The organism is Ruegeria sp. K5 (genome assembly GCF_056531805.1).
The window spans coordinates 124932-143687 of record NZ_JBQFML010000001.1; the positions used below are offsets into that span (position 1 = coordinate 124932).

General features: G+C 54.8%; 19 protein-coding genes and 2 tRNA genes. 11 read left to right on the forward strand and 10 right to left on the reverse strand.

What is annotated here, in order from left to right; genetic code table 11:
• Positions 1-361 precede the first annotated feature (361 nt).
• From ACR0MO_RS00625 to ACR0MO_RS00640, 4 genes are all read right to left on the reverse strand, one after another.
• Positions 362-1396 (reverse strand): zinc-binding dehydrogenase, encoded by a 1035-nt coding sequence (locus ACR0MO_RS00625; RefSeq protein ID WP_170449544.1) that lies wholly within the window; start codon positions 1394-1396, stop codon positions 362-364.
• A 127-nt stretch (positions 1397-1523) separates the two neighbouring features.
• The gene (locus ACR0MO_RS00630) at positions 1524-3029 is read right to left on the reverse strand and encodes a tripartite tricarboxylate transporter permease (RefSeq protein WP_170449546.1); all 1506 of its coding nucleotides are present in this window, start codon (positions 3027-3029) and stop codon (positions 1524-1526) included.
• A gap of 3 nt (positions 3030-3032) precedes the next feature.
• Positions 3033-3521 carry a tripartite tricarboxylate transporter TctB family protein gene (locus ACR0MO_RS00635; RefSeq protein ID WP_170449549.1) on the reverse strand — a complete coding sequence of 163 codons (489 nt, stop codon included), beginning with the start codon at positions 3519-3521 and terminating at the stop codon, positions 3033-3035.
• On the reverse strand, positions 3521-4495 hold the full coding sequence (locus ACR0MO_RS00640; RefSeq protein ID WP_480470251.1) for a Bug family tripartite tricarboxylate transporter substrate binding protein: 975 nt from the start codon (positions 4493-4495) through the stop codon (positions 3521-3523). The genes ACR0MO_RS00635 and ACR0MO_RS00640 overlap by 1 nt, the downstream gene beginning before the upstream one ends.
• Positions 4496-4587: 92 nt before the next feature.
• Between ACR0MO_RS00640 and ACR0MO_RS00645 the strand changes: the two genes are divergently transcribed.
• The gene (locus ACR0MO_RS00645) at positions 4588-5265 is read left to right on the forward strand and encodes an IclR family transcriptional regulator (protein WP_170449553.1); all 678 of its coding nucleotides are present in this window, start codon (positions 4588-4590) and stop codon (positions 5263-5265) included.
• 189 nt (positions 5266-5454) lie between these two features.
• Here ACR0MO_RS00645 and ACR0MO_RS00650 read toward each other — a convergent pair whose 3' ends face one another.
• Both ACR0MO_RS00650 and ACR0MO_RS00655 read right to left on the reverse strand, forming a co-directional pair.
• Complete coding sequence (locus ACR0MO_RS00650) at positions 5455-5655, reverse strand: hypothetical protein (RefSeq protein ID WP_170449555.1); 201 nt, start codon at positions 5653-5655, stop codon at positions 5455-5457.
• A 2-nt stretch (positions 5656-5657) separates the two neighbouring features.
• On the reverse strand, positions 5658-5870 hold the full coding sequence (locus ACR0MO_RS00655) for a helix-turn-helix domain-containing protein (RefSeq protein WP_040103945.1): 213 nt from the start codon (positions 5868-5870) through the stop codon (positions 5658-5660).
• A 158-nt stretch (positions 5871-6028) separates the two neighbouring features.
• On the opposite strand from ACR0MO_RS00655, the gene ACR0MO_RS00660 reads away from it, so the two are divergent.
• The gene (locus ACR0MO_RS00660) at positions 6029-6670 is read left to right on the forward strand and encodes a hypothetical protein (protein WP_170574424.1); all 642 of its coding nucleotides are present in this window, start codon (positions 6029-6031) and stop codon (positions 6668-6670) included.
• 2 nt (positions 6671-6672) lie between these two features.
• On the opposite strand, the gene ACR0MO_RS00665 is transcribed toward ACR0MO_RS00660, so the two are convergent.
• Positions 6673-6987, reverse strand: coding sequence for an Arc family DNA-binding protein (locus tag ACR0MO_RS00665; protein ID WP_040103946.1), 315 nt, complete (start codon positions 6985-6987; stop codon positions 6673-6675).
• A gap of 84 nt (positions 6988-7071) precedes the next feature.
• Between ACR0MO_RS00665 and ACR0MO_RS00670 the strand changes: the two genes are divergently transcribed.
• The 3 genes from ACR0MO_RS00670 to ACR0MO_RS00680 are packed head-to-tail and all read left to right on the forward strand — an operon-like array spanning position 7072 to position 8510.
• Positions 7072-7266, forward strand: a complete 195-nt coding sequence (locus ACR0MO_RS00670) for an Arc family DNA-binding protein (RefSeq protein ID WP_024096636.1) — start codon at positions 7072-7074, stop codon at positions 7264-7266.
• A gap of 24 nt (positions 7267-7290) precedes the next feature.
• Positions 7291-7482 carry a hypothetical protein gene (locus ACR0MO_RS00675; protein WP_024096637.1) on the forward strand — a complete coding sequence of 64 codons (192 nt, stop codon included), beginning with the start codon at positions 7291-7293 and terminating at the stop codon, positions 7480-7482.
• Complete coding sequence (locus tag ACR0MO_RS00680; RefSeq protein ID WP_170449559.1) at positions 7479-8510, forward strand: tyrosine-type recombinase/integrase; 1032 nt, start codon at positions 7479-7481, stop codon at positions 8508-8510. Before ACR0MO_RS00675 ends, ACR0MO_RS00680 begins: the two co-directional genes overlap by 4 nt.
• Before the next feature lie 68 nt (positions 8511-8578).
• On the opposite strand, the gene ACR0MO_RS00685 is transcribed toward ACR0MO_RS00680, so the two are convergent.
• A tRNA-Ser gene (locus tag ACR0MO_RS00685) sits at positions 8579-8679 on the reverse strand.
• Between the two features lie 914 nt (positions 8680-9593).
• Here ACR0MO_RS00685 and ACR0MO_RS00690 point away from each other — a divergent pair.
• A complete protein-coding gene (locus tag ACR0MO_RS00690) occupies positions 9594-11441 on the forward strand; it encodes a phage major capsid protein (protein ID WP_480889257.1) in 1848 nt (615 codons plus the stop codon).
• Between the two features lie 67 nt (positions 11442-11508).
• Positions 11509-11745, forward strand: coding sequence for a helix-turn-helix domain-containing protein (locus ACR0MO_RS00695; protein WP_480889259.1), 237 nt, complete (start codon positions 11509-11511; stop codon positions 11743-11745).
• Positions 11746-12067: 322 nt separating this feature from the next.
• Here the strand turns inward: ACR0MO_RS00695 and ACR0MO_RS00700 are convergent, their stop codons facing one another.
• A complete protein-coding gene (locus tag ACR0MO_RS00700) occupies positions 12068-13873 on the reverse strand; it encodes an AAA family ATPase (protein WP_480889262.1) in 1806 nt (601 codons plus the stop codon).
• A gap of 364 nt (positions 13874-14237) precedes the next feature.
• On the opposite strand from ACR0MO_RS00700, the gene ACR0MO_RS00705 reads away from it, so the two are divergent.
• Positions 14238-14834 carry a hypothetical protein gene (locus ACR0MO_RS00705; RefSeq protein WP_480889264.1) on the forward strand — a complete coding sequence of 199 codons (597 nt, stop codon included), beginning with the start codon at positions 14238-14240 and terminating at the stop codon, positions 14832-14834.
• A 137-nt stretch (positions 14835-14971) separates the two neighbouring features.
• Positions 14972-16150, forward strand: coding sequence for a tyrosine-type recombinase/integrase (locus tag ACR0MO_RS00710; RefSeq protein WP_480889266.1), 1179 nt, complete (start codon positions 14972-14974; stop codon positions 16148-16150).
• Between the two features lie 73 nt (positions 16151-16223).
• On the opposite strand, the gene ACR0MO_RS00715 is transcribed toward ACR0MO_RS00710, so the two are convergent.
• Positions 16224-16297: transfer RNA gene (locus ACR0MO_RS00715), tRNA-Cys, on the reverse strand.
• Positions 16298-16525: 228 nt separating this feature from the next.
• Between ACR0MO_RS00715 and ACR0MO_RS00720 the strand changes: the two genes are divergently transcribed.
• Positions 16526-17179 (forward strand): protein-L-isoaspartate O-methyltransferase family protein, encoded by a 654-nt coding sequence (locus ACR0MO_RS00720; protein ID WP_170449561.1) that lies wholly within the window; start codon positions 16526-16528, stop codon positions 17177-17179.
• A 95-nt stretch (positions 17180-17274) separates the two neighbouring features.
• Entirely contained in the window at positions 17275-18693 is a 1419-nt protein-coding gene (locus tag ACR0MO_RS00725; RefSeq protein WP_480889268.1) for a TolC family outer membrane protein, read from the forward strand.
• The last annotated feature ends 63 nt before the right edge of the window (positions 18694-18756 follow it).

Here is an 18756-nt window from a genome sequence, read left to right on the forward strand (position 1 = left end):
GGAACGCAATCTCTCACTTGCATACCGTTGATCCGCAAATGTGAATGGCAGCTTCTATAACAGTTAGCGCCACTTGAACCTTGCCGCAGCATTCGGCGCTTTGGGCTCTGAGCCGCCATGAAATCCCGCAGCGATCCGCGATGCCGTCGCATGCTGAGACCGGCCTTTCGCCAGGTCTCGGCGTTTTCCGGCGAAACATCGGCAAATGCACGGGTTTCCCGAATAGTCATGATGATCGTGGGACGTTCGCGATCTGGCGCCAGGCATCCCGGCAAGCAGCGGCGAATGCTGAGAAAGAGCTCATTACTGTATTCCATTTTCCTTGCTAAGAGTATTCAGCCTTGGCTTTTAACATTTTAGTTTATTTCAGAAAATTGGTGATAACTGCCGTTCCCGGAGGCGTAGGCCCCTTCATTGCGCGCAATTCCGTGCTTGCCTCTGAGAGCGCGATTTCTCTTGCGACCATTGGGCTGAGATCGACGCTCCCGCGTTCGATCATGCTAAGGAGGTTTGGATACTTCCATGATGGCATGCCGCGTGTCCCAAAAAGGGACAGCTGCTTAGAGTAGATCGACCGAACACTAATTTGCATTAGGCCATCGCCTGATGGCGCGCCGATTTGAACGTGCCGGCCTAACATCGCAAGGCATTCCAAAGATGCGTTTGTTGTGGCTTCAATTCCGAGGGCTTCGATTGAGACCTGCGCGCCGCCGCCCGTGATTTCCCGAATTGCCTCTGCGGCGTCGTTTTTGGCTGCGTTCACCACCGCGTCGGCACCGTGTTGCTTGGCAAATTTTAGTTTTTCTTCAACGATATCAACGACGACAACCTGCGCACCCAGCATTTTTGCCAGAAGCAAAGCCGAGAGGCCGATCCCGCCCGCTCCGTGGACCGCGACCCAGTCACCCGCCTGAACACCGGCGCGATCGGTCAACGCATGCCACGCGGTCGTGATGCGGCATCCCAATCCTGCGGCCAACGCGGGGGGTAAACTGTCCGGCAGGTAAACCAAATTGTGGTCAAGCGGCACAGCGACATATTCGGCATAGGCTCCCGGCGTCCCAAATCCGGGTACGATCTGATTTGCGCATGTGTTGGAAACGCCGGTGTTGCAGGCCAGGCATTTGCCACACCCAAGAATGAACGGTGCGATTAGCCGGTCGCCAACTTTGTATTGTGCCTGCGGGCCAGCCTCTACAACGGTTCCGCAGTATTCGTGTCCCAAGATAGATCCGTTCTGCACCTTGGGATGTCCGCCTGACCAACCGCGGTAATCTGATCGACAAACCCCGCAAGCCGCAACTTTCAGAATGACCCCGTTGTCTGGGCAGGCCGGGTCGTCAACCTTTTCGATAGAGAGATCTTCATTGAAATCTCGAACAACAGCTGCTCGCATTATCGTATCCTTGTTTCAAAGCCAAAGCAGATAGCTCTGTGGCCGCTGTTTCAAACCGGCCGTTCGCTTTTGACTGCGAGGGATCGTCAGGTTCCCAACAACCTGACGATGCCCGGTGATGTGATCCTCAGTCGGTGATCGCCTGCGGCTTTCGCAGAATGTTGCGCAGGAACATTGGCGCGATGAAGCCAGCAACCGCCGCCGCCCACAGCCCGATCGCAATCGGGGACGAGAACAGATAGGCCACGTCGCCGTCTGACAGGGTCATAGCGCGGCGCAAGGCGTCCTCCATATGGCCGCCCAGCAGGATGCCAAGGATCACGGGCACCGTTGGGATATCCAGTTTTCGCAGGATGTAGCCCAGCATCCCGAAGCCGACCAGCATCAGCAGATCAAAGTAGCTGCCAGTGAGTGCGAAGATCCCTGTGGTCGAGATCATTGTGACACCCGGCAGCAGGATCCACGCAGGCACTGAGAGGACCTTTACGAAGATTTTCACCATCGGCACGTTCATGATCAGCAACACAACGTTTGCGATCAACAGCGATGCGATCAGGCCCCAGACAACATCTGGGTTGTCACGAAACAACGTCGGTCCCGGTGTGATGTTCAATGTCATGAGCAACGCCAGCAGAACGGCCGTTGTGCCAGAGCCTGGTACGCCAAGCGTCAACATAGGCACCAGCGCTCCGCCCGCGGCCGAGTTGTTGCCTGCCTCGGGGGCGGCAATGCCCTTGGGCGCCCCGGTGCCAAAGCCGCCCTTTTCGCCGGCGATGGATTTTTCTGTCATGTAGGCCAGGAACGATCCCAATGAAGCACCGGCACCGGGCAAAACACCTGCGATGAAACCGACGCCAGATGAGCGCAGCATCGTCCATTTCGTGTCTCGGATGTATTTCCAAGGGATCGAGACTTTGTCCAAAACCACACCGATGGATGATCCTTTGCCATGGCTTTCGACAAAGAAAAACAACTCGGCAATGGCAAAAAGTCCGACGATGGCCACCAAGAAATCAACGCCGTCATAAAGGTGCAAGTTGCCGCCTGTCAGGCGCGGCAGGCCAGACGAGGAATCTACCCCGATCACCGCGATACCAAGGCCAATGCAAGCGGCGATGGCTGACTTTGCTTGGTTGTTCGAGGCCATACCACCCAGCGTGCAGAAGGCCAGCATATAAAGAGCAAAATATTCGGCCGGTCCGAACAGAAACGCTACTCGCGCCAGCACGGGGGCCAGGAGTATCAGGCCGACAGTGGCCAGAAATGCACCAACGAAAGAGGCCGCACCAGACAGAACCAGCGCGTTGCCAGCTTCGCCTCGCTTGGCCATCGGGTAGCCGTCCAGCGTTGTCATCAAAGCAGGTTCATCACCTGGAATATTCAGCAGAATGGAACTGATCCGCCCGCCATACATTGCGCCGTAGTAAACGGCGGTCATTAAGACCAAAGCTGCGGTCGCATCAAGACCAAGTGCAAAGGAAATCGGGATCAGAATGGCGACGCCATTCGATGGGCCCAGACCAGGCAGGGCGCCGATGATGGTACCAATAAAGCAACCGATCACGGCCAGCATCAAAGTGTAAGGCGACAGTGCCACCGAAAAGCCAAGGGCGAGATTTGCGAGGGTTTCCATGGATCAGTGCCCCACGAATGGAATAAGAATTGAGATTGCTTCCCATAGCTTTGCAGGCGTTGGGATGCGGTATGCGACGATGTTTCCCAGCATCAGAATGAACTTGAAGACAACGAACAGACCGAGCGACAGACCGATCCCAGCAAGGATGGCTTTCTTGCGGTTCGGTGAAATTTGGTAACTTAGGATTGTGGCCGCTACTGCTGTGGGCAGGATGAAACCAAGTGGTGACATCAGCACCGAATAGAAAGCCAACACAATCACTGCGACCAACAGGTTGCCCCATGTTCGGCCGTCGGGCCATTCGGGGTCTGGATCGGGTTTGAAGACCAAAACCAAAGAGGCAATTGCTGCGACACCGCCAATCAAGAGCGGGAACAGCTTGGGTAAAAACTCGCCCGAGAATGGGTTGGTCTGGATCTGAGTGGCAGCCGCGATATACGCGACCGCCGTGATCAGAGCGATCAGACCAAAAATCCGATCAGAGGCCATTACTGGATAACCCCCAGTTCTTTCGACATCTGGCGAATGTCGACGATCAGGTTATCGACATAGCCCTGGAAATCATCTCCAACCATGGTAAACGGTGCCAGGCCGTTAGCAGCCATGGCTTCGGCCCAATCAGGACTGTCAGCAACCTGCTGCAGCTTGCCAGCCCACATCTGGAACGTGTCGTCAGAAACACCGCGCGGAATGTAAAGCCCACGCCAGTTACCAGCAACGACGTCGTAGCCCTGTTCCTTGGCGGTCAGGATGTCCTCAAACCCCGGCACGCGCTCTTCGGTCAGCACCGCGATCACGCGGAGATCGCCATTGGCCAGGAAACCCACAACTTCGGACAAATCGCCGGTCATCACCTGCGTAAATCCGCCCACGGTCTGTGTGATGGCATCGGCGCCGCCGTCCATCCCGATATATTTCACCTTGGTGATGTCGGTAAAGCCGCCCTCCTTCAGGACCATCAGCGGTTTCATGTGGTCGAACCCGCCTGTGGATGAACCGCCGGCAAACGCGACCGAGCCTGGATCGGCTTTGACCGCCTCGACCAGATCACCCAGCGATTGGTACGGGCTGTCGGCGGCCACGGCCAGTATGCCCGGATCAATCCCGATAGCGCCGACAAATCGCACCTGATCGGCAGTCATGCCAGCATAGGCGTTCTGCGCCAGACGGGTGCTGGTCGCCGACGACGCTGCCACGATCAGGTCGGCATCATCGTTGCGGTCGGTGACCACATGGGTAAAGGCCAGGCCGCCGCCGCCACCGGGCATGTTGGTAACCTGTACAGGTTTATCGACCGCGCCGATGTCGTACAGGATCTTGCCGATCTGACGGCAGGTGAAATCCCAGCCGCCGCCGGGGTTGGCCCCTGCGACGCATTCCGTGGCCTGCGCCGGAACCGCGAAAGTCATCACGGCCGCGGTCGCCAGTGCAGCCTTTGCTGCGAATAGTTTGCTTAATTTCACTTCAGTTCCTCCCTAAAAGATGAGCCGGAGGGTAGACAAGTTGTTGCGATGCTGGCAACATTATATAAACGTAGTTGCGCAGAGTGGAACAAATGAAGCAGGCCCGCGTCGAGTCCGTCGAAAAGGCGTTGTCAATTCTCGAAGCTTTCTCGACAGAACGACAAATGTTGACGTTGACGGAAATCGCTTCGGAAACAGGGCTTCACAAAAGTAACATCAGCCGCCTTGCGGCGTCTCTGGAACGATATGGCTATCTGAAACGCGGTCCAGACAGGCGTTTTCGTCTTGGGCCAGCATTGTGGCGGCTTGGCGGATTGTACCGCCTGAATTTCGAACTCGGCGAATCCGTGCGCCCCGCCTTGCGCAAACTTGTTGGCGAAACCGGCGAGACGGCTTCGTTCCATGTTCCCGATCAAGATGAGCGGGTATGCCTGTATCGTGAGAATTCACCCGATCCGGTACGGCACCACCTTGAAGAGGGCACGCGCCTGACCATGCGTTCAGGAGCGTCAGCTCATATTTTGGCTGCCTACTATCTGGGCAACAGTGCCGCAAAAGCGCGTCTCGCGGCGGACGGAAGCTGTATTTCGCAAGGCGAGCGGAATCCCCATGTCTCGGCTGTCGCTGCTCCGGTCATAGACGCGACCGGACAGTTTTACGGGGCTCTCGCGGTGTCTGGGCCGCGCGAAAGGTTTGACTATGAAGCACTTACCAAGGCACGTGCCGCCGTTGTGTCGACTGCGAGAGCCTTGGGCCAAGCCCTGGCTTGAACAAGCCCCGATTTAGGGTGGCCTGAAAGGCAATTCAGCCATTTCCGTTGACGAATTCACCGTCAGAGGTGCGAGTGACCGTTATTCCTGCTGCAGCACAGCAAGGATCTTCGCTGTAATTTTATGACGAAAGTTCTGCGAGCGCGCACAGCGAGAGAACCGAATTCACAGGATGGCTCTTTCCGGGCGTTAGCTGCGTTTTGCACCAAGGTCCGGTTCAGCGGGGTGATCTGAGCGGTGTGGTGTTTTAGGATGGCCGCCATCGTATAACGCTGCCTGCGTCTCGCCGTTATCCCACTGATACAGCAGACCGATTTCTTCGCCAGTCTTGATACACGTAATGCGACCGATGGCTTCGGCCGTCGTGCGAACACTCTCAAGTTCGGGCAAAACTAGCCCCTCTCGTTAAACAGTTCCTTGGGAGCGATGTCGAGAGCATGGGCAATCCGCTCCAGAACATCGATCGATGCTGAGAATTTCGCGAGTTCGATCTCGCTGATGTAGCTACGATCCAGGTCGGCAGCTAATGCTAATTGTTCTTGGCTCAACCCTCTGGAATTTCTTAGATTCCGGATATTTAACCCTACTTGTTCCCGTAATTTCATGGCCTGTATTCGGCCAGATCACAAGAACCGCTCTACGGAATATATTCCACAAAACGCGCGCGAACATCATAAACCCTATGCTCGCATATGGTGTGAAGGTTGAGGTTGGAGCTAGTGTATCAATAATGCAGTAATGTAGTCAGAAGGCATTTATTGATATGTGGTGCAGACTTATCAGAAATTTGAGCGCCGGAGCTGTCGTGGCTCTTCTTTCAACCGTGGCCCCGCAGGCGGCAAAGGCCTATCAGGTCGATTGCGCCATTCTGCTTTGCCTGGCCGGTGGTTGGCCCGCGTCAGCAGAATGTGCCCACGCCCGAGCAGTGTTTATCCGCCGGATCACGCCCTGGCCGATTGAGCCGCCGTTGCAAATCTGGCGCTGCCCGATGGGGGTTTCTGAGCGCGCGCCGTTGCAAAGTATTGCCCCTAAAGTCTGGGAGGCCAGCAACCAATCAAGTCAGACGCTTGGCCAAGTCATCCTGGCTCAGGTGGTCGAAGACGGTGCCGATATCGACATCAGTGGTCTGGAATTCGATTTTGTGCGCTCGATCCGTGTTTGGGATGTTCGGCACTACAGCCATCGCGAACGTGGCCGCGACGATGATTGTTCTGAGAGTTATAACATGCGCCTCGGGACCTACGGCACACAAGGCGAATTTGGCTGGCAACGCACGACACCAACGGCCGCCCCGCAATGGGTTCTGCCGTCACGGCGCTGTTCGTCGTCAAGCTGGCGTCGCGGGGTCGGTGTCGAATGGGAAGATCACGAAGGCAACCATGGATATGAGTGGGTGGCCTACTAAGGCTATTCGCCGATGTCCTTCATACGTTCCGCGATATCGCCCGCAATGCGCTCATACAGGGCGGCTTGCTTATCTCTGGGAGTTCCGGGCTTCGGGTTCCTTCTGCGGATGCGTTTGGCGAGCCAAAACAACAGTCGCGCGGCGGGGTCGTCCAGTTTTTCCGGCACTGGGGCCGGATAGTTTTCTTCGAGTAGGGCAACGACCTCAGCATTCATACTGCGATGGTTGGCCTCGGCTGCGAGGCGTATTCGATCGCGCAGGCCGTCTGGCAGCCGCACGATGAATTTATCCTGATTTTGAGAGCTTTGTTCTGGCATGGTGGCACTGTGCCATAAAAAGCGATTGACGCAATAGTGGCTAAATGCCACTAGTTGAATATGGTTTCAACCTGGAGGCGTTTCATGAACAGTCGTAAACCAATGCAGCTTCGGCTTCCGCAAGAGCTCAAGGAGTGGATCAAAGCGGAGTCCGATCGCAATGGAAACTCCCAAAATTCAGAAGTGATCCGCGCCATTCGCGCGGCGAAAGACAGACGTTCTACGCGCGGAGCAATCGGAAATATCAATATGGATCAGGGTGATAATGCGCGTTGTTAACGAGGTGAGAGAGGTGTCGATAAGATGACCAAAGCTAGTGCACAGACAAAGGCGAAGCAGGCAGCCTCGGCCTTCATCCGTGAGGCGCGGGAGGCAGGCTGGCAGCGCGCGAAGTTCGAGATTAAGCCTGACGGCAGCGTCATCGTCGATGCCAACATGGTCGCGCCAGAGGCAGCCGACGACTTTCTCAATAGTGACTTGAGAATGGGCGAATGACCCGAAAGAGCCTGCCAAAATACGTCTATAATGACAGGGGCTACCTACGGTTCATGCGGCGTTCACGCGGTATCTCGGTCATGATGCACGAGGAAGCGGGCACGCCGGAATTTTGGGATCATTACAATCGCCTGCTGAAGGGAAAACCAGCGCCAGCGCCGGTGAAACGCAATTTTGAGGCGTTGATTCTTAGCTACTACGAGAGCGACGCCTACAAGAAGCTGAAGCCCCGTACGAGATCCGACTATCGGCGCTATATCAGCCACATTCGTGAGATCTGGGCCGACAAAGACCCGGCTAGGATCGAAACCCACCACATTTATGAACTGCACCGGGCAAATGCGGATCACTGGCGGCAAGCCAACTATCTTGTCCAGGTCATGGTCGTCTTGATGAATCACGCCCGGTTGATCGGCTTCATCAAGAAAGAGCACGGCAATCCGGCGAAGGGCATTCCGCTCTTCAAACAGCAGAGTGATGGCTGGGAACCTTGGCCAGATGATGTTCGTGAAGAGTTCGAAGTGCTGGCTTCAAAGCGGGCGCGGCTGGTCTATGAGCTTTGCGTTGGTACAGGCCAGCGTATCGGCGATGTAGTGAAAATGAAGTGGGCACACTTTTCCGACGCAGGGTTCGATTTCACTCAGGGTAAAACCGACAAGCCGCTGTGGATCCCGCTTACCGACCGGCTGAAGGCCCATCTCGACGGAATTGCGCGAACAGACGGCACTGTTGTGACCGACGCGAAGGGTCGACCAGTGAGCTACCGTATAGTCGCCGAGGAAATGCGTGCCATCAAAAAGAAGATGAAGCACGAGAAGGCGAGCTACTACAAAACGCACGGGCTCAGAAAAAACGCAACGATCGAGCTTTATCTGGCTGGATGCGATGACGAGATGGTCAAAGCTGTCACCGGTCATTCAGGCGTTGAGATGCTGAAAAAATATGGCGGGCCGATCCGGCAAAGAGAGCTGGCGAAGCGCGCCCAAGAGGCAAGAAATCAAATGGAACGAAGCAAGACCGAAACGTGAAAGTTTCAACGCTTGTTTCAAAAATGGCAGTGAAGGAGAAGGGGAATGACGCAAGTCATTGATTTTATTGGAGGCGAGTACCGGAATCGAACCGGTGTACACGGATTTGCAATCCACATTAGGATACTGTTTTTATTACATAAATTTGTAAAATACGCCTCTTTCCGCCCACGAAAGATCAATGGTTTAGCAGCAGCGCGTAAAAGGGTTTTATTGGTTTTCTCGAGCCGCCAAGCTGCGGCGCTTCAAAACAAATTCGCATGATTGGCCATCAGCACATGGCCAGTCTCTGGCCAGCCTCAATAGGGCGCAGCGGGCAGTCATTGCGCGGGGGTCTCTATAGAAAGCGCCGAAATGCTTTTCATGGCGTCAGTCCACTATCAAGCCTTGTTCATTCACCTCATCGCCGGGGGCCATCGGTTCATCCATTCCTGCGCTTGCTGTCCCGCGCCCCGGGTGATGTGGGGTGCAAAAAAATCACCCCGATTACTCGAGGACAGGAGACTAATGCGGCCTCTGCCGTAGTCCGGCAGAGAAGGAATGGGGCAAAAAACACCATTTCGGTATTCAAAAGTCACCACAGTCACCACAAACTCACCACTATATACCCCTCTAACTATTTGAAAATAAAGGATGTGGTGGAGGGGGTGAGGGTGGTGATAGCCCTATTATGCGTGAGAAAATTTATATATACCAAAAAAACTAAAAACATTGAGACGCACTCACCTCCACCACCACGCTCACCAGCCCAAGCCCAAGCCCGCATAGGTTCTTTGGCGAGTGATCTTTCATGGGTAATTCGAGCGCATGTGCCTCGTGAATTTTTTCATTTTCTGGTGGCCAGCACTTTGGGTTGTGGTTGTTGTTTTCCGCGATTGGTAGTTGGCATCAAGTTCAGTCGGCTTGCATCCGGCCCGAATTCTGGGTCGGTCATGCAGACGCGCAACCAGAGACGTTTGTGGTGGCTGCACGTAACCTTGACCAGTTCTCGGGCGCGGGAAGAGTACCGCACCAAAAATTCTCAGTTTCGGACCGAACGCTCGCTCAAATCGGCGCAACAATCAAAAAAGTGGAGTATTTTTAATGCTCTACAGAGTTGAGGATAAGACGCTGAAACGTTCATCTTTTGACATAGAAATCCAACCAAATGGGAAAGACGAACGCAGATTGAAAATCTCGTTCTCTTCCGAAACCCCATACCTGCGCCATAACCCAGACACAGGCGAGGGATTTTGGGAAGTTTTGGGGCACGGCACTAATGAGGTGGATTTGACCCGCCTGAATTCGGGCGCCGCTCCCCTTTTGAAAGACCACATGCCCGTTCTGGACTCCAAGATTGGTGTGATTGAACGGGCATGGCTGGGCGCGGGCAAAGGGCATGCTTTGGTGCGCTTTTCCGACACCCCAGAAGCCAACACCGTTCTCGGCCTTGTGCAGGCCGGAGACGTAACCTGCGTCAGCGTTGGCTACGCCATCGCCGAAGCAAAAGAAGAAGGCGAGAAAGACGGTTACCGCGTCATGCGTGTGACCAAATGGACGCCCAAGGAAATCTCGTTTGTCGCCATCCCTGCTGATCCTTCCGTTGGATACGGTCGCGCAGACACGGAGGTGGCGCTCCCCTTAAAAAAGGACACCCGAATGAATACGGAAATGGAAACGCGGTCTGGTGAGGCACAAAAAGCGGTCGCAGAAGAACGCAAGCGCGTAACCGAAATCAATGCGATTGGTGTGCAACTCGATCTTGAGCCCTCAATGGTATCGGATGCGATCCAAAAAGGTACCTCGCGTGAGATGTTCCGGCAGATCGCACTCACCTATATCGGCGACAGGCAAAGTCACGATCAAGAACGCAACACCTCCAATGTGACCTACGCCGCAGTTCATCGGTCTGGTGAACAAAGCTACTCTTTGACCCGAGCGATCAATGCCCAGATGACCAAGGACTGGTCCGATGCTGGTTTTGAGCGTGAGTGCTCACAAGAAATGCGCCACATCACCGGTAAAGCACCAAACGGCCTGTATGTGCCACCGGTCGCTTTGGCCAAGCGTGATTTGCTGACAACTTCCAACGCCGCATCCATGATCGGCACAGAACATGCTGGTGAAGCCTTTATCGACGCATTGCGCCCTCAAACCCAAGTGATTGCATTGGGCGCAACCGTACTGCCGATGCTCAATCAAGACTTGTCAATTCCAAAGATGAATGCGGGAACGACCGCACAGTGGATTGCCGAAGATGCGGAAGCAAATGAAAGCACTCCGGGGTTTGGTGATGTAACGTTGTCATTGCGCCAACTGAGTGCAAATGTGCGAATTTCCCGGCGCCAATTGAAGCAATCTGTGCCCGGGCTTGATGCGATACTGCGAAATGATCTTTTGCAGCAAATTGCCGTCGCGGTCGATGCTACCGCGATTGACGGGCCGGGCTCGGCTGTTCAGCCGCAAGGCATTCTACAAACGCCGGGAATCGGCGCTGTTGCCATGGGCGCTGACGGCGAAGAAATCTCTTGGGCCAAGGTTACGGAACTCATGGCCGCTGTCGATACCACCAATGTGCCAATGGATTTTCCGGGGTTCTTGTCGAACCACAAGGTCAAGTCGGCGATGTTGAGCACGCCAAAGTTCGCCGGTGGCGATACTGCCATCCTCACAGCTGGGGAAAATGGCCTCAACATTGCGGGCACCACGGCGGCATTTACCAACAATGTGCCCGCGAGCATTTCGAAAGGGTCAGGGACCGGCTTGTCCGCGCTCATCTATGGTTCTTGGAAGGAACTTTTGATCGGGCAGTGGGGTGGTATTGACATCATCACTGACGAGATGACCGAGGCAGCAAAGGGTAACGTCCGAATTGTGGCTCATTCCGAATGGGATATCTCGGTTCGACACGCTGAGGCGTTCGCCGCCATCACAGATATCGTGACACCTTAACGCAAAATTAACCAGATGCGCGCCGGATGTTGGCGCGCATCACCTGAATTCAAGATGGGGCAAGGGAATGAGTTGCGAAGCACTGGCAACAGAAAAAATGGGCAATATGGGCATACAAGCAATCAACGATGGGGTGCCGCTCAGTGTAGCGATCAGACAGCTTGAAACCGAGTACATCTGCGCAGCGTTAAATAAGGCCAATGGCAACAAAGCTGAGGCGGCACGTTTGGCTGGAATGACCTATCCGACATTCGTTCGTAAGCTCAATGGGATCAATTTCCGTATTACATTTGATGTTGATTGAGTTTTTCGGCGCTTCAAGTTGTGTACATCGCCAGCAGTCATGTTCACGAAAATAGGAATGAAGCTTTGATTTCACAAAATATCGATTCGGACTTTCAGCTATTCAGCCGTGCGTTGGCGGGAGCAGCTCAACTCGTTGCACTTCACGGTGACGAATTTTTGCCAGCCTATATCTGCATCGAAGAGGAGTTGGAGAAGATAAAGGACGCACAGCGCGCGCGTGATCGTGCGCGAACGCGCGCCCAGAGGACAACCTAACCAATCGCGTCTGCGTCCACTATCGGCCCCTTTGATCGGTTCCCGTTACGCCAGTGCTTTCTACCTTAGTCTTCGACGGCTTCTGCGTCTTCGTCGGACGTTGGAAACAAGGTAGCTTCAATGACTTCCAGAGCCGTTCGAAAACTCTCAAAATCGGCTGGGTCGCGTTTTTGATCGCAAAGATGGTCACAGAGGCTGTTCTTATCGAGAGTCGTTGTCTGAACTACAGTTGCACCATTTTGATGAGTGGTTGTCGCAAAAAACTCATCTTCTAGAGCATCCGCTGGCAGCAAGTTTTCGATGCCTTTGTTGCAACGTTGGTTTTCTTCGTTCTGGTCAAGCACCCGCACATGAAGCAACCCATCGTCCAATTGAGGAACGTTCTGTACATCGCAATCAAACAGTAAGATGGTGTGGGCCTTTAGAAATTGCGGATTGTTTTGCAGCGTTTTGCGGGCCTGCTTCAACTGCCCTTCGCCGCCGTCCTTAGCTTGGCCGCCAGACATTACACCTATCCAGTCGAAGTCGACGTTTTCTGCGATCCTTTCGAAACCCAAGAGCTGGGCGGCTGTTCGGAAATACTTGGGGTCTGTATGACCTTCGCAAAGTACCAATGGTCGCTCTAGCTCAGACGCCTTTCTCGTGACTTCCTCGTCAAAGGACTTCGTGTCTTTCATATACTGAAACGAAGCTTGAAATTCGCTAAAGCGTTCGGGTGAGATTTTATTTCCGGTCGGTAACTCTACGAGTGAAAATCCATCGACGCCAAAAACTTCTTCCATGCCAAGAGGCAGCAGTGGCGCGTGCGTGGTAACTATGAACTGCACTTTGGGAAACAGTTGCATCAGCTTCGGCAGCTTGTCGTGCAGCAGATCCGCGTGCAGATGCGCGTCGATTTCGTCGACAACAACGATACCTTCAATTTGTTGGGTGTGTTTCGGCACGCCTGCGGCGTCGCCGTAGCGAAGTATAGTGCAGAATATTCCGAACAGCATTGACTGTCCCGACGAAAACGAATCCAAGCTTGGGAGCAAGGGTTGTTGACCGTCCAGTACGCTCAATTTCCTAGTTCCGCCGCCTCTACCTGATCGGATTAGTCGGGCAGCCGGCACATCCAAGATATGCTGTAGTAGGGTGTTTACGTTGTGCAACGGCGTGATGTTTTGGGCTGCTGCAACAACGGCTTGTTGTAACCCCTGTGGGTTTTGGACAAGCGAGCCTACGTCAATCAAGTAATCAAGAAGCAGATCAACTAGCCACGGCTTAATGTCGCTATTCCAAGAATGAACGGTGATTGGTTTTCTCAATAAGTTCTGGAGGCGGTTCTCGAAAATCGCTTCTTCTGGGGTATCCTCAACTGTTGACCAGTAAGGTTTTTCACCTCGGTTCGACTGGAAGCTGACGTAGCAGTCGTTCCGAAACATAGGTTCAATGCGGTAATCTGGGCCTGTCACCGACTTGTGCGAGCCTTCAACTGGCCAGTCAGGAACTCCGGGGAAGGCATTAAGGCGATTTTGTATCTGCCCTTTGTCAAGTTTTCCGCCCTTACTTGCATACACAAATGAGTAGTTGTTGTCGGAAAAGTTTAGGAAAGCCGCTTCATATTCGCTGCCAGAGCGAATGGTGAGGCCGCCAACAAGTCGATGCCAAACATGTCCACCAGCAAGACGATTGGGAGCTACGTCTGAGAACTTTTTGGCTGCAGTCTCAACAAGCGCATCTGTTATGTAAGATAGAAAATTTGACTTGCCCGACCCATTTTTCCCTACGATTAGGGTTGGCTTGGGTAACCCATCGTTTGTGAACTCAAATTCGAGTTCAAGGTCCTTTAATGGTCCACTTTCGAGTATCAATGCGTTTTTTAGGTACATTCGTTGCCTTCAAATTTTTTTTGTCATGACCTTAGTTCAAACCATCGAGCGAAACTGTGTTCGCGTCACCGAGTTTGGTAGCTGGAAACAGCTTATGGGTAGCGCAGTGGGGCTCCATAGGAAAGATCAACGTTTAGCCAAAATCGCAGTGCGCTCATATGAATGGCTGCTGAAAAGATGTAATAAAATAGTATCTTGCATTTATGTTTCGTGCCTTAAGCTTCTATCGTTTCCATCTATCTCCTCTTGTTGCGTCCGTGCTCCTCACCGTACAAAACCGCCATTTCGCGCAACATGACTCTACCTATGGTAATAAATTCACCATGCCTGTTGTAATTTAATTTGCGTGGAGGTAGCGTTTCCCATGTCGTCCGAGGGGCTATATTTTCCTGCCGATAAGGCACTGATTGCGATGGGGAATACGTCTCGTCGCTGGCAAAACCACTTCGACATGAACAAAGTGTTCGTGCCGGAAGGGGTGAAATCCGTTGCATCAAGAGGACCGGGGCGCGGGAGGCTACGGCAGCTTTCGCTCGAGACAGTCGTGCAAGGGGCCATAGCGTTCGCACTGATCGACTGCGGAGTCGACGTTCGCGAAGCGTATTGGGCGGGAGCGCAGTTCGCCTACTATGGCCAGCAACCTAACCCCAATCAAATCCAACCCAGATCAGCGCACATTCGGGCGCCGGGTAAGTTGTTCGCCGTTGGTGAGACATATTTGATCTTTGCGAATGAGGGGGCAGAACGCCAGCAAAGCCGGTTGGCGATTGTATCAGGCGCTGACTCAATGTTTGATCTGAATAAGGGAGATAGTGTTCCCGGCGCCGTGATCGGGGCAGTTGAGGGGCGCGGGGCCGTGCCTCGGATCGTGCTAAACCTTTCCGATATTTGCGGTCAGATTGCAGCGTCTCTCGGTCTCAGCTTCGCCGCCGTTTTTTTCACTGAGGCCGACAATGGATAACCTCGGCAGCTTCGGTATTGAACTGGTCACATCGGATGACCTTGCACACCGCCTGGGGTACTCGGGCACGAACGCTGCCTTTCGTGACTGGTGCGCTTCGATGCGCATAACGCCTGTTCCGGGGCGGCGAGGCTATTTTGATCCTGCTTTGGTTCGCCGCCGTCTTGATGAAGCTCAAGGGCTTCATTCTTCTGATAGCAGCGAGAACGATAGCTTGGTCGCAGCAAGGAGGGCTCGCCGTGCCGCGCGGTAACTTGCCCCCGGAGGTCCATCGCGTGCGAGCCAAGCTCGCCGATGGCTCTGTCTGTTACTATTTCTCGCTTCGTGGTCGCAAGGGAACTGGTTTTTGGAAAGACCCCCGGCCTTTTCCGAAAAATGCCGAGTTCTTTGCAGCTTACACCGCTGCGATGGCCGCCGCTGCGCCCAAGGTTGATCGGAACATGACTGAGGCTTTAGTTGAAGCGTACCTGCAGTCTGCCGAATTTCAGGCGCTCAAGCCGCGAACGCAAGCTGATTACAAGAAATGGGCGCTTCGGTTCTCAACTGAATTCAAGAAAGACCCGGTGGCTATGTTTGTGGAGGCCGCATCGCGTGCCGAGGTGAATGAATGGCGCGCGCAATGGGCTCACTCACCGAAACAGTATGACTATGCCGGAACCGTGGTAACCAGAATTCTGAATTGGGCGCGGGATGCTGGAAAGCTCGCCGAGCACCATTGCAGTTTCAAAAAAGTGTACCGGTCCGACAGATCCGATGTTGTTTGGGCTCCAGAACACGTTGAGGCTGTCAAAAAGCTAGCGCCGGAATGGGTGGTGCGTATTTTGGTGACCGCCTGTGAAACAGGCATGCGCCCCGGCGATCTGATAAGGCTGTCGCGCGCCCACGTTGAGCCAACGCCGGGCGGTCGTCGGATTCGCATCAAAACCAACAAGCGTGGCAAATCTGCGTTTGTGCCGGTCAGTCAAGCTATGGCCCAAGTGATTGACGCAACACCTGATGATCGACTGCTTATCCTGACCAACGCGAGCGGCAAGCCGTTGACCGAGCATCGGGCGTCTGAGGGCGTACGTCAGTGGCGCGACAAGGCAGGGCTAACACCACAAAGCTTAGGCTATGACCTGCGGCTCTACGACGCCCGTGGTACGGCAGCCACGAGGCTTTTGCGGGCGGGTCTATCTCTCTCTCAGATCGCCGGATGCATGGGGTGGTCTCTGCGCACTGCTGCGGCAATGATTGAGCGTTACGCGCAAGTTTCGCCGGGTGAAACTGATGACGTTTTGACGCTTCTAAGTGAGGCCAAGGAGAGCAAAGCGTGAACGGAATTGTAAAATGGATTGTAAAATGCACTTCGGCAGAAATTGCCAATGCTTCTAACCCATTGAAAAGTAGTGGAGGCGAGTACCGGAATCGAACCGGTGTACACGGATTTGCAATCCGCTGCGTCACCACTCCGCCAACTCGCCTTTTCAAGTAAAATCAAATACTTGCCGTGGTGTGACAGGCGTTTTAGCAGCTTTCTTATGGGGCGTCCAGAGGATTGCGTGTAATTTTGGCGCCTGAGGCGGGAAATGCTGATCTGGGCCGGATCACAAACCTGTCGCACGGGCCGGGCTGTGGCAACAGGGCCGTTGCCGGTTGCTGCGGGATGTGGCAAAAGCCAAAAAAACGTGGGAATTCAGACGAGAGATCAAATGACAGATTTCGCAACCCGACGCCGCACTATGGTCGATACGCAGATTCGGCCCTCTGATGTCACGAAATTCCCGATCATCGATGCCATGCTGACCGTCCCGCGTGAAAATTTTGTGCCGGATGCGCAGCGCGAGGCCGCCTATGTTGAAGGCATAATCGATCTGGGGGACGGGCGCAGCATGCTGGAGCCTCGGACTCTGGCCAAGATGCTGGACGCTGTGAATATTTGCAAAGATGAGGCGGTTCTGGATATCGCGCCGGGGCTGGGGTATTCCACCGCCGTTGCCGCGCGCATGGCTGAACTGGTGGTTGCTGTTGAAAGCGATGAGGCGCTGGCCGCAGAAGCGCAGGATGCCCTGACCGAGGCAGATGCAGACAATGCCGTGGTGCATGTGGGCCCGCTGGAGCAAGGGGCCGAGGAACACGGGCCTTACGACGTGATCATGATACAGGGCGGCGTGCAGCAGGTGCCGGACGCTCTGCTGGGTCAGTTGAAAGACAACGGGCGCATCGCCTGTCTGTTTGTGCAGGATGGTCTGGGCGTCGTTCGGATCGGGCGCAAGGCGGGTGACCGGGTCAGTTGGCGCGACGCGTTCAACGCCAGTGCGCCGACACTGGACAGTTTTTCAGTCGAGTGTGCATTTTCGCTATAGTCGGGCGGTGGTTTTTTCTGCCACCTTGATTAGTTGAAAACGGCAACGCAAACTTCCCGTAGGGCAGTGTAATTTTGATTTGAGAGGATTTGGTGATGCGTGGAACGGCAACTGGTAAGCTGGTCAGGGCCTTGGCGGTGACCGCTGGTCTTGCCCTTAGCGTTATGCCTGTACGCCTGGCATGGGCGGACAACCTGACCGATGCCTTTATCGGGGCGTATAACACCAGCGGTCTTCTTGAACAGAACCGCGCGCTGTTGCGTGCCGCTGATGAAGATGTTGCCATTGCGGTGTCCGCGCTGCGTCCGATCATCAACTGGACAGTGCGCGTTTCGCAGGATTACACGCGGACAACGACCAGCGGTATAGTGGTCCGGAACGAGCCTTCGGCATTCTTTACCGGCCTCACGCTGGCCCAGTTGATCTATGATGGCGGGTTCTCGATTCTCGGTAAGCAATCCGCGCAGGAAATCGTGTTGTCCACGCGCCAAAGCCTGATCGATGTCGAGCAGGCCATTCTGTTCCGCGCAGCAAACGCTTATCTCAACGTCGTTCTGCAGGAGGAAACCGTGCAGATTCAGGTGAATGACGTCGATGTGTCGGCCGAGGAACTTCGGGCCTCGCGGGACCGTTTCGAAGTGGGCGAAGTCACCCGTACCGACGTCGCCCTGTCTGAGGCACAGCTGGCCAGTTCCCAGGCCGATCTGGCGGTTGCACGTGGTAACCTGAGCACGGCGCAGGCGGAATATGTAAATGCCGTCGGCAAACTACCGGGGGCGACCGCTGGTCAGCCCAGCCTTCCGTCACTGCCCCGGTCCGAGTCCGAGGCGATCTCGTTCGCGCGCCGCAACCATCCGGCCATTCTTGCGGCCCAGCACGAAGTGCGTGCGCTTGATTTGCAGGTCCAGCAGCAGCGGGCGAATCTGGGACCGAATGTCACGCTGAATGCGGATGCGGGCATTACGGAAAGCTATGACAATGACGATGACACCGAAAATGCGAGTGTCTCGCTGAACTTCAACCAGCCGATCTATGCCGGCGGACGTCTGGCGGCATCGGTGCGCCGGGCGATGGCCACCCGCGATGCGTCGCGCGCGAACCTTCTGAACGTGCAAAAGGACATCACGCAGGGCGTGTCCGAAGCCTATGCAAACTTTCAGGCCGCTTCGGCCAGCCTGCGGGCATCGACCGAGCAGGTACGCGCCTCGCAGGTCGCCTTTGACGGGATTCGCGAAGAGGCAACCCTGGGCGCACGGACCACGCTGGACGTTCTGAACGCGCAGCAGGATTTGCTGGATGCGCAGCTGAACGAGGTCGCCTCGCGCACCGAGCGTTCGCGCGCTGCCTATCAGCTGTTGCAGGCTCAGGGCCTGTTGACGGCGGAACGTCTGGGTCTGGCGGTGCAGATCTATGACCCGACGCTGTATTATAATCTGGTCAAGAAAGCCCCTGCACAGGTCAGCAAACAGAGCAAAGACCTGGATCGCGTCCTCAAAGCGTTGCGTCGGGACTGACGGGCAATACTATCTGTTGTTCGCTCTGACAGGATTGGCTACACTCGGGCCTGAGGAAAGAGC

Coding starts and splice junctions, on each gene's coding strand:
- ACR0MO_RS00625 (WP_170449544.1), bottom strand. CDS start 1,396: ATGCGAGCAGCTGTTGTTCGAGATTTCAATGAAGATCTCTCTATCGAA.
- ACR0MO_RS00630 (WP_170449546.1), bottom strand. CDS start 3,029: ATGGAAACCCTCGCAAATCTCGCCCTTGGCTTTTCGGTGGCACTGTCG.
- ACR0MO_RS00635 (WP_170449549.1), bottom strand. CDS start 3,521: ATGGCCTCTGATCGGATTTTTGGTCTGATCGCTCTGATCACGGCGGTC.
- ACR0MO_RS00645 (WP_170449553.1), top strand. CDS start 4,588: ATGAAGCAGGCCCGCGTCGAGTCCGTCGAAAAGGCGTTGTCAATTCTC.
- ACR0MO_RS00655 (WP_040103945.1), bottom strand. CDS start 5,870: ATGAAATTACGGGAACAAGTAGGGTTAAATATCCGGAATCTAAGAAAT.
- ACR0MO_RS00660 (WP_170574424.1), top strand. CDS start 6,029: ATGTGGTGCAGACTTATCAGAAATTTGAGCGCCGGAGCTGTCGTGGCT.
- ACR0MO_RS00665 (WP_040103946.1), bottom strand. CDS start 6,987: ATGCCAGAACAAAGCTCTCAAAATCAGGATAAATTCATCGTGCGGCTG.
- ACR0MO_RS00670 (WP_024096636.1), top strand. CDS start 7,072: ATGAACAGTCGTAAACCAATGCAGCTTCGGCTTCCGCAAGAGCTCAAG.
- ACR0MO_RS00675 (WP_024096637.1), top strand. CDS start 7,291: ATGACCAAAGCTAGTGCACAGACAAAGGCGAAGCAGGCAGCCTCGGCC.
- ACR0MO_RS00680 (WP_170449559.1), top strand. CDS start 7,479: ATGACCCGAAAGAGCCTGCCAAAATACGTCTATAATGACAGGGGCTAC.
- ACR0MO_RS00690 (WP_480889257.1), top strand. CDS start 9,594: ATGCTCTACAGAGTTGAGGATAAGACGCTGAAACGTTCATCTTTTGAC.
- ACR0MO_RS00695 (WP_480889259.1), top strand. CDS start 11,509: ATGAGTTGCGAAGCACTGGCAACAGAAAAAATGGGCAATATGGGCATA.
- ACR0MO_RS00700 (WP_480889262.1), bottom strand. CDS start 13,873: ATGTACCTAAAAAACGCATTGATACTCGAAAGTGGACCATTAAAGGAC.
- ACR0MO_RS00705 (WP_480889264.1), top strand. CDS start 14,238: ATGTCGTCCGAGGGGCTATATTTTCCTGCCGATAAGGCACTGATTGCG.
- ACR0MO_RS00720 (WP_170449561.1), top strand. CDS start 16,526: ATGACAGATTTCGCAACCCGACGCCGCACTATGGTCGATACGCAGATT.
- ACR0MO_RS00725 (WP_480889268.1), top strand. CDS start 17,275: ATGCGTGGAACGGCAACTGGTAAGCTGGTCAGGGCCTTGGCGGTGACC.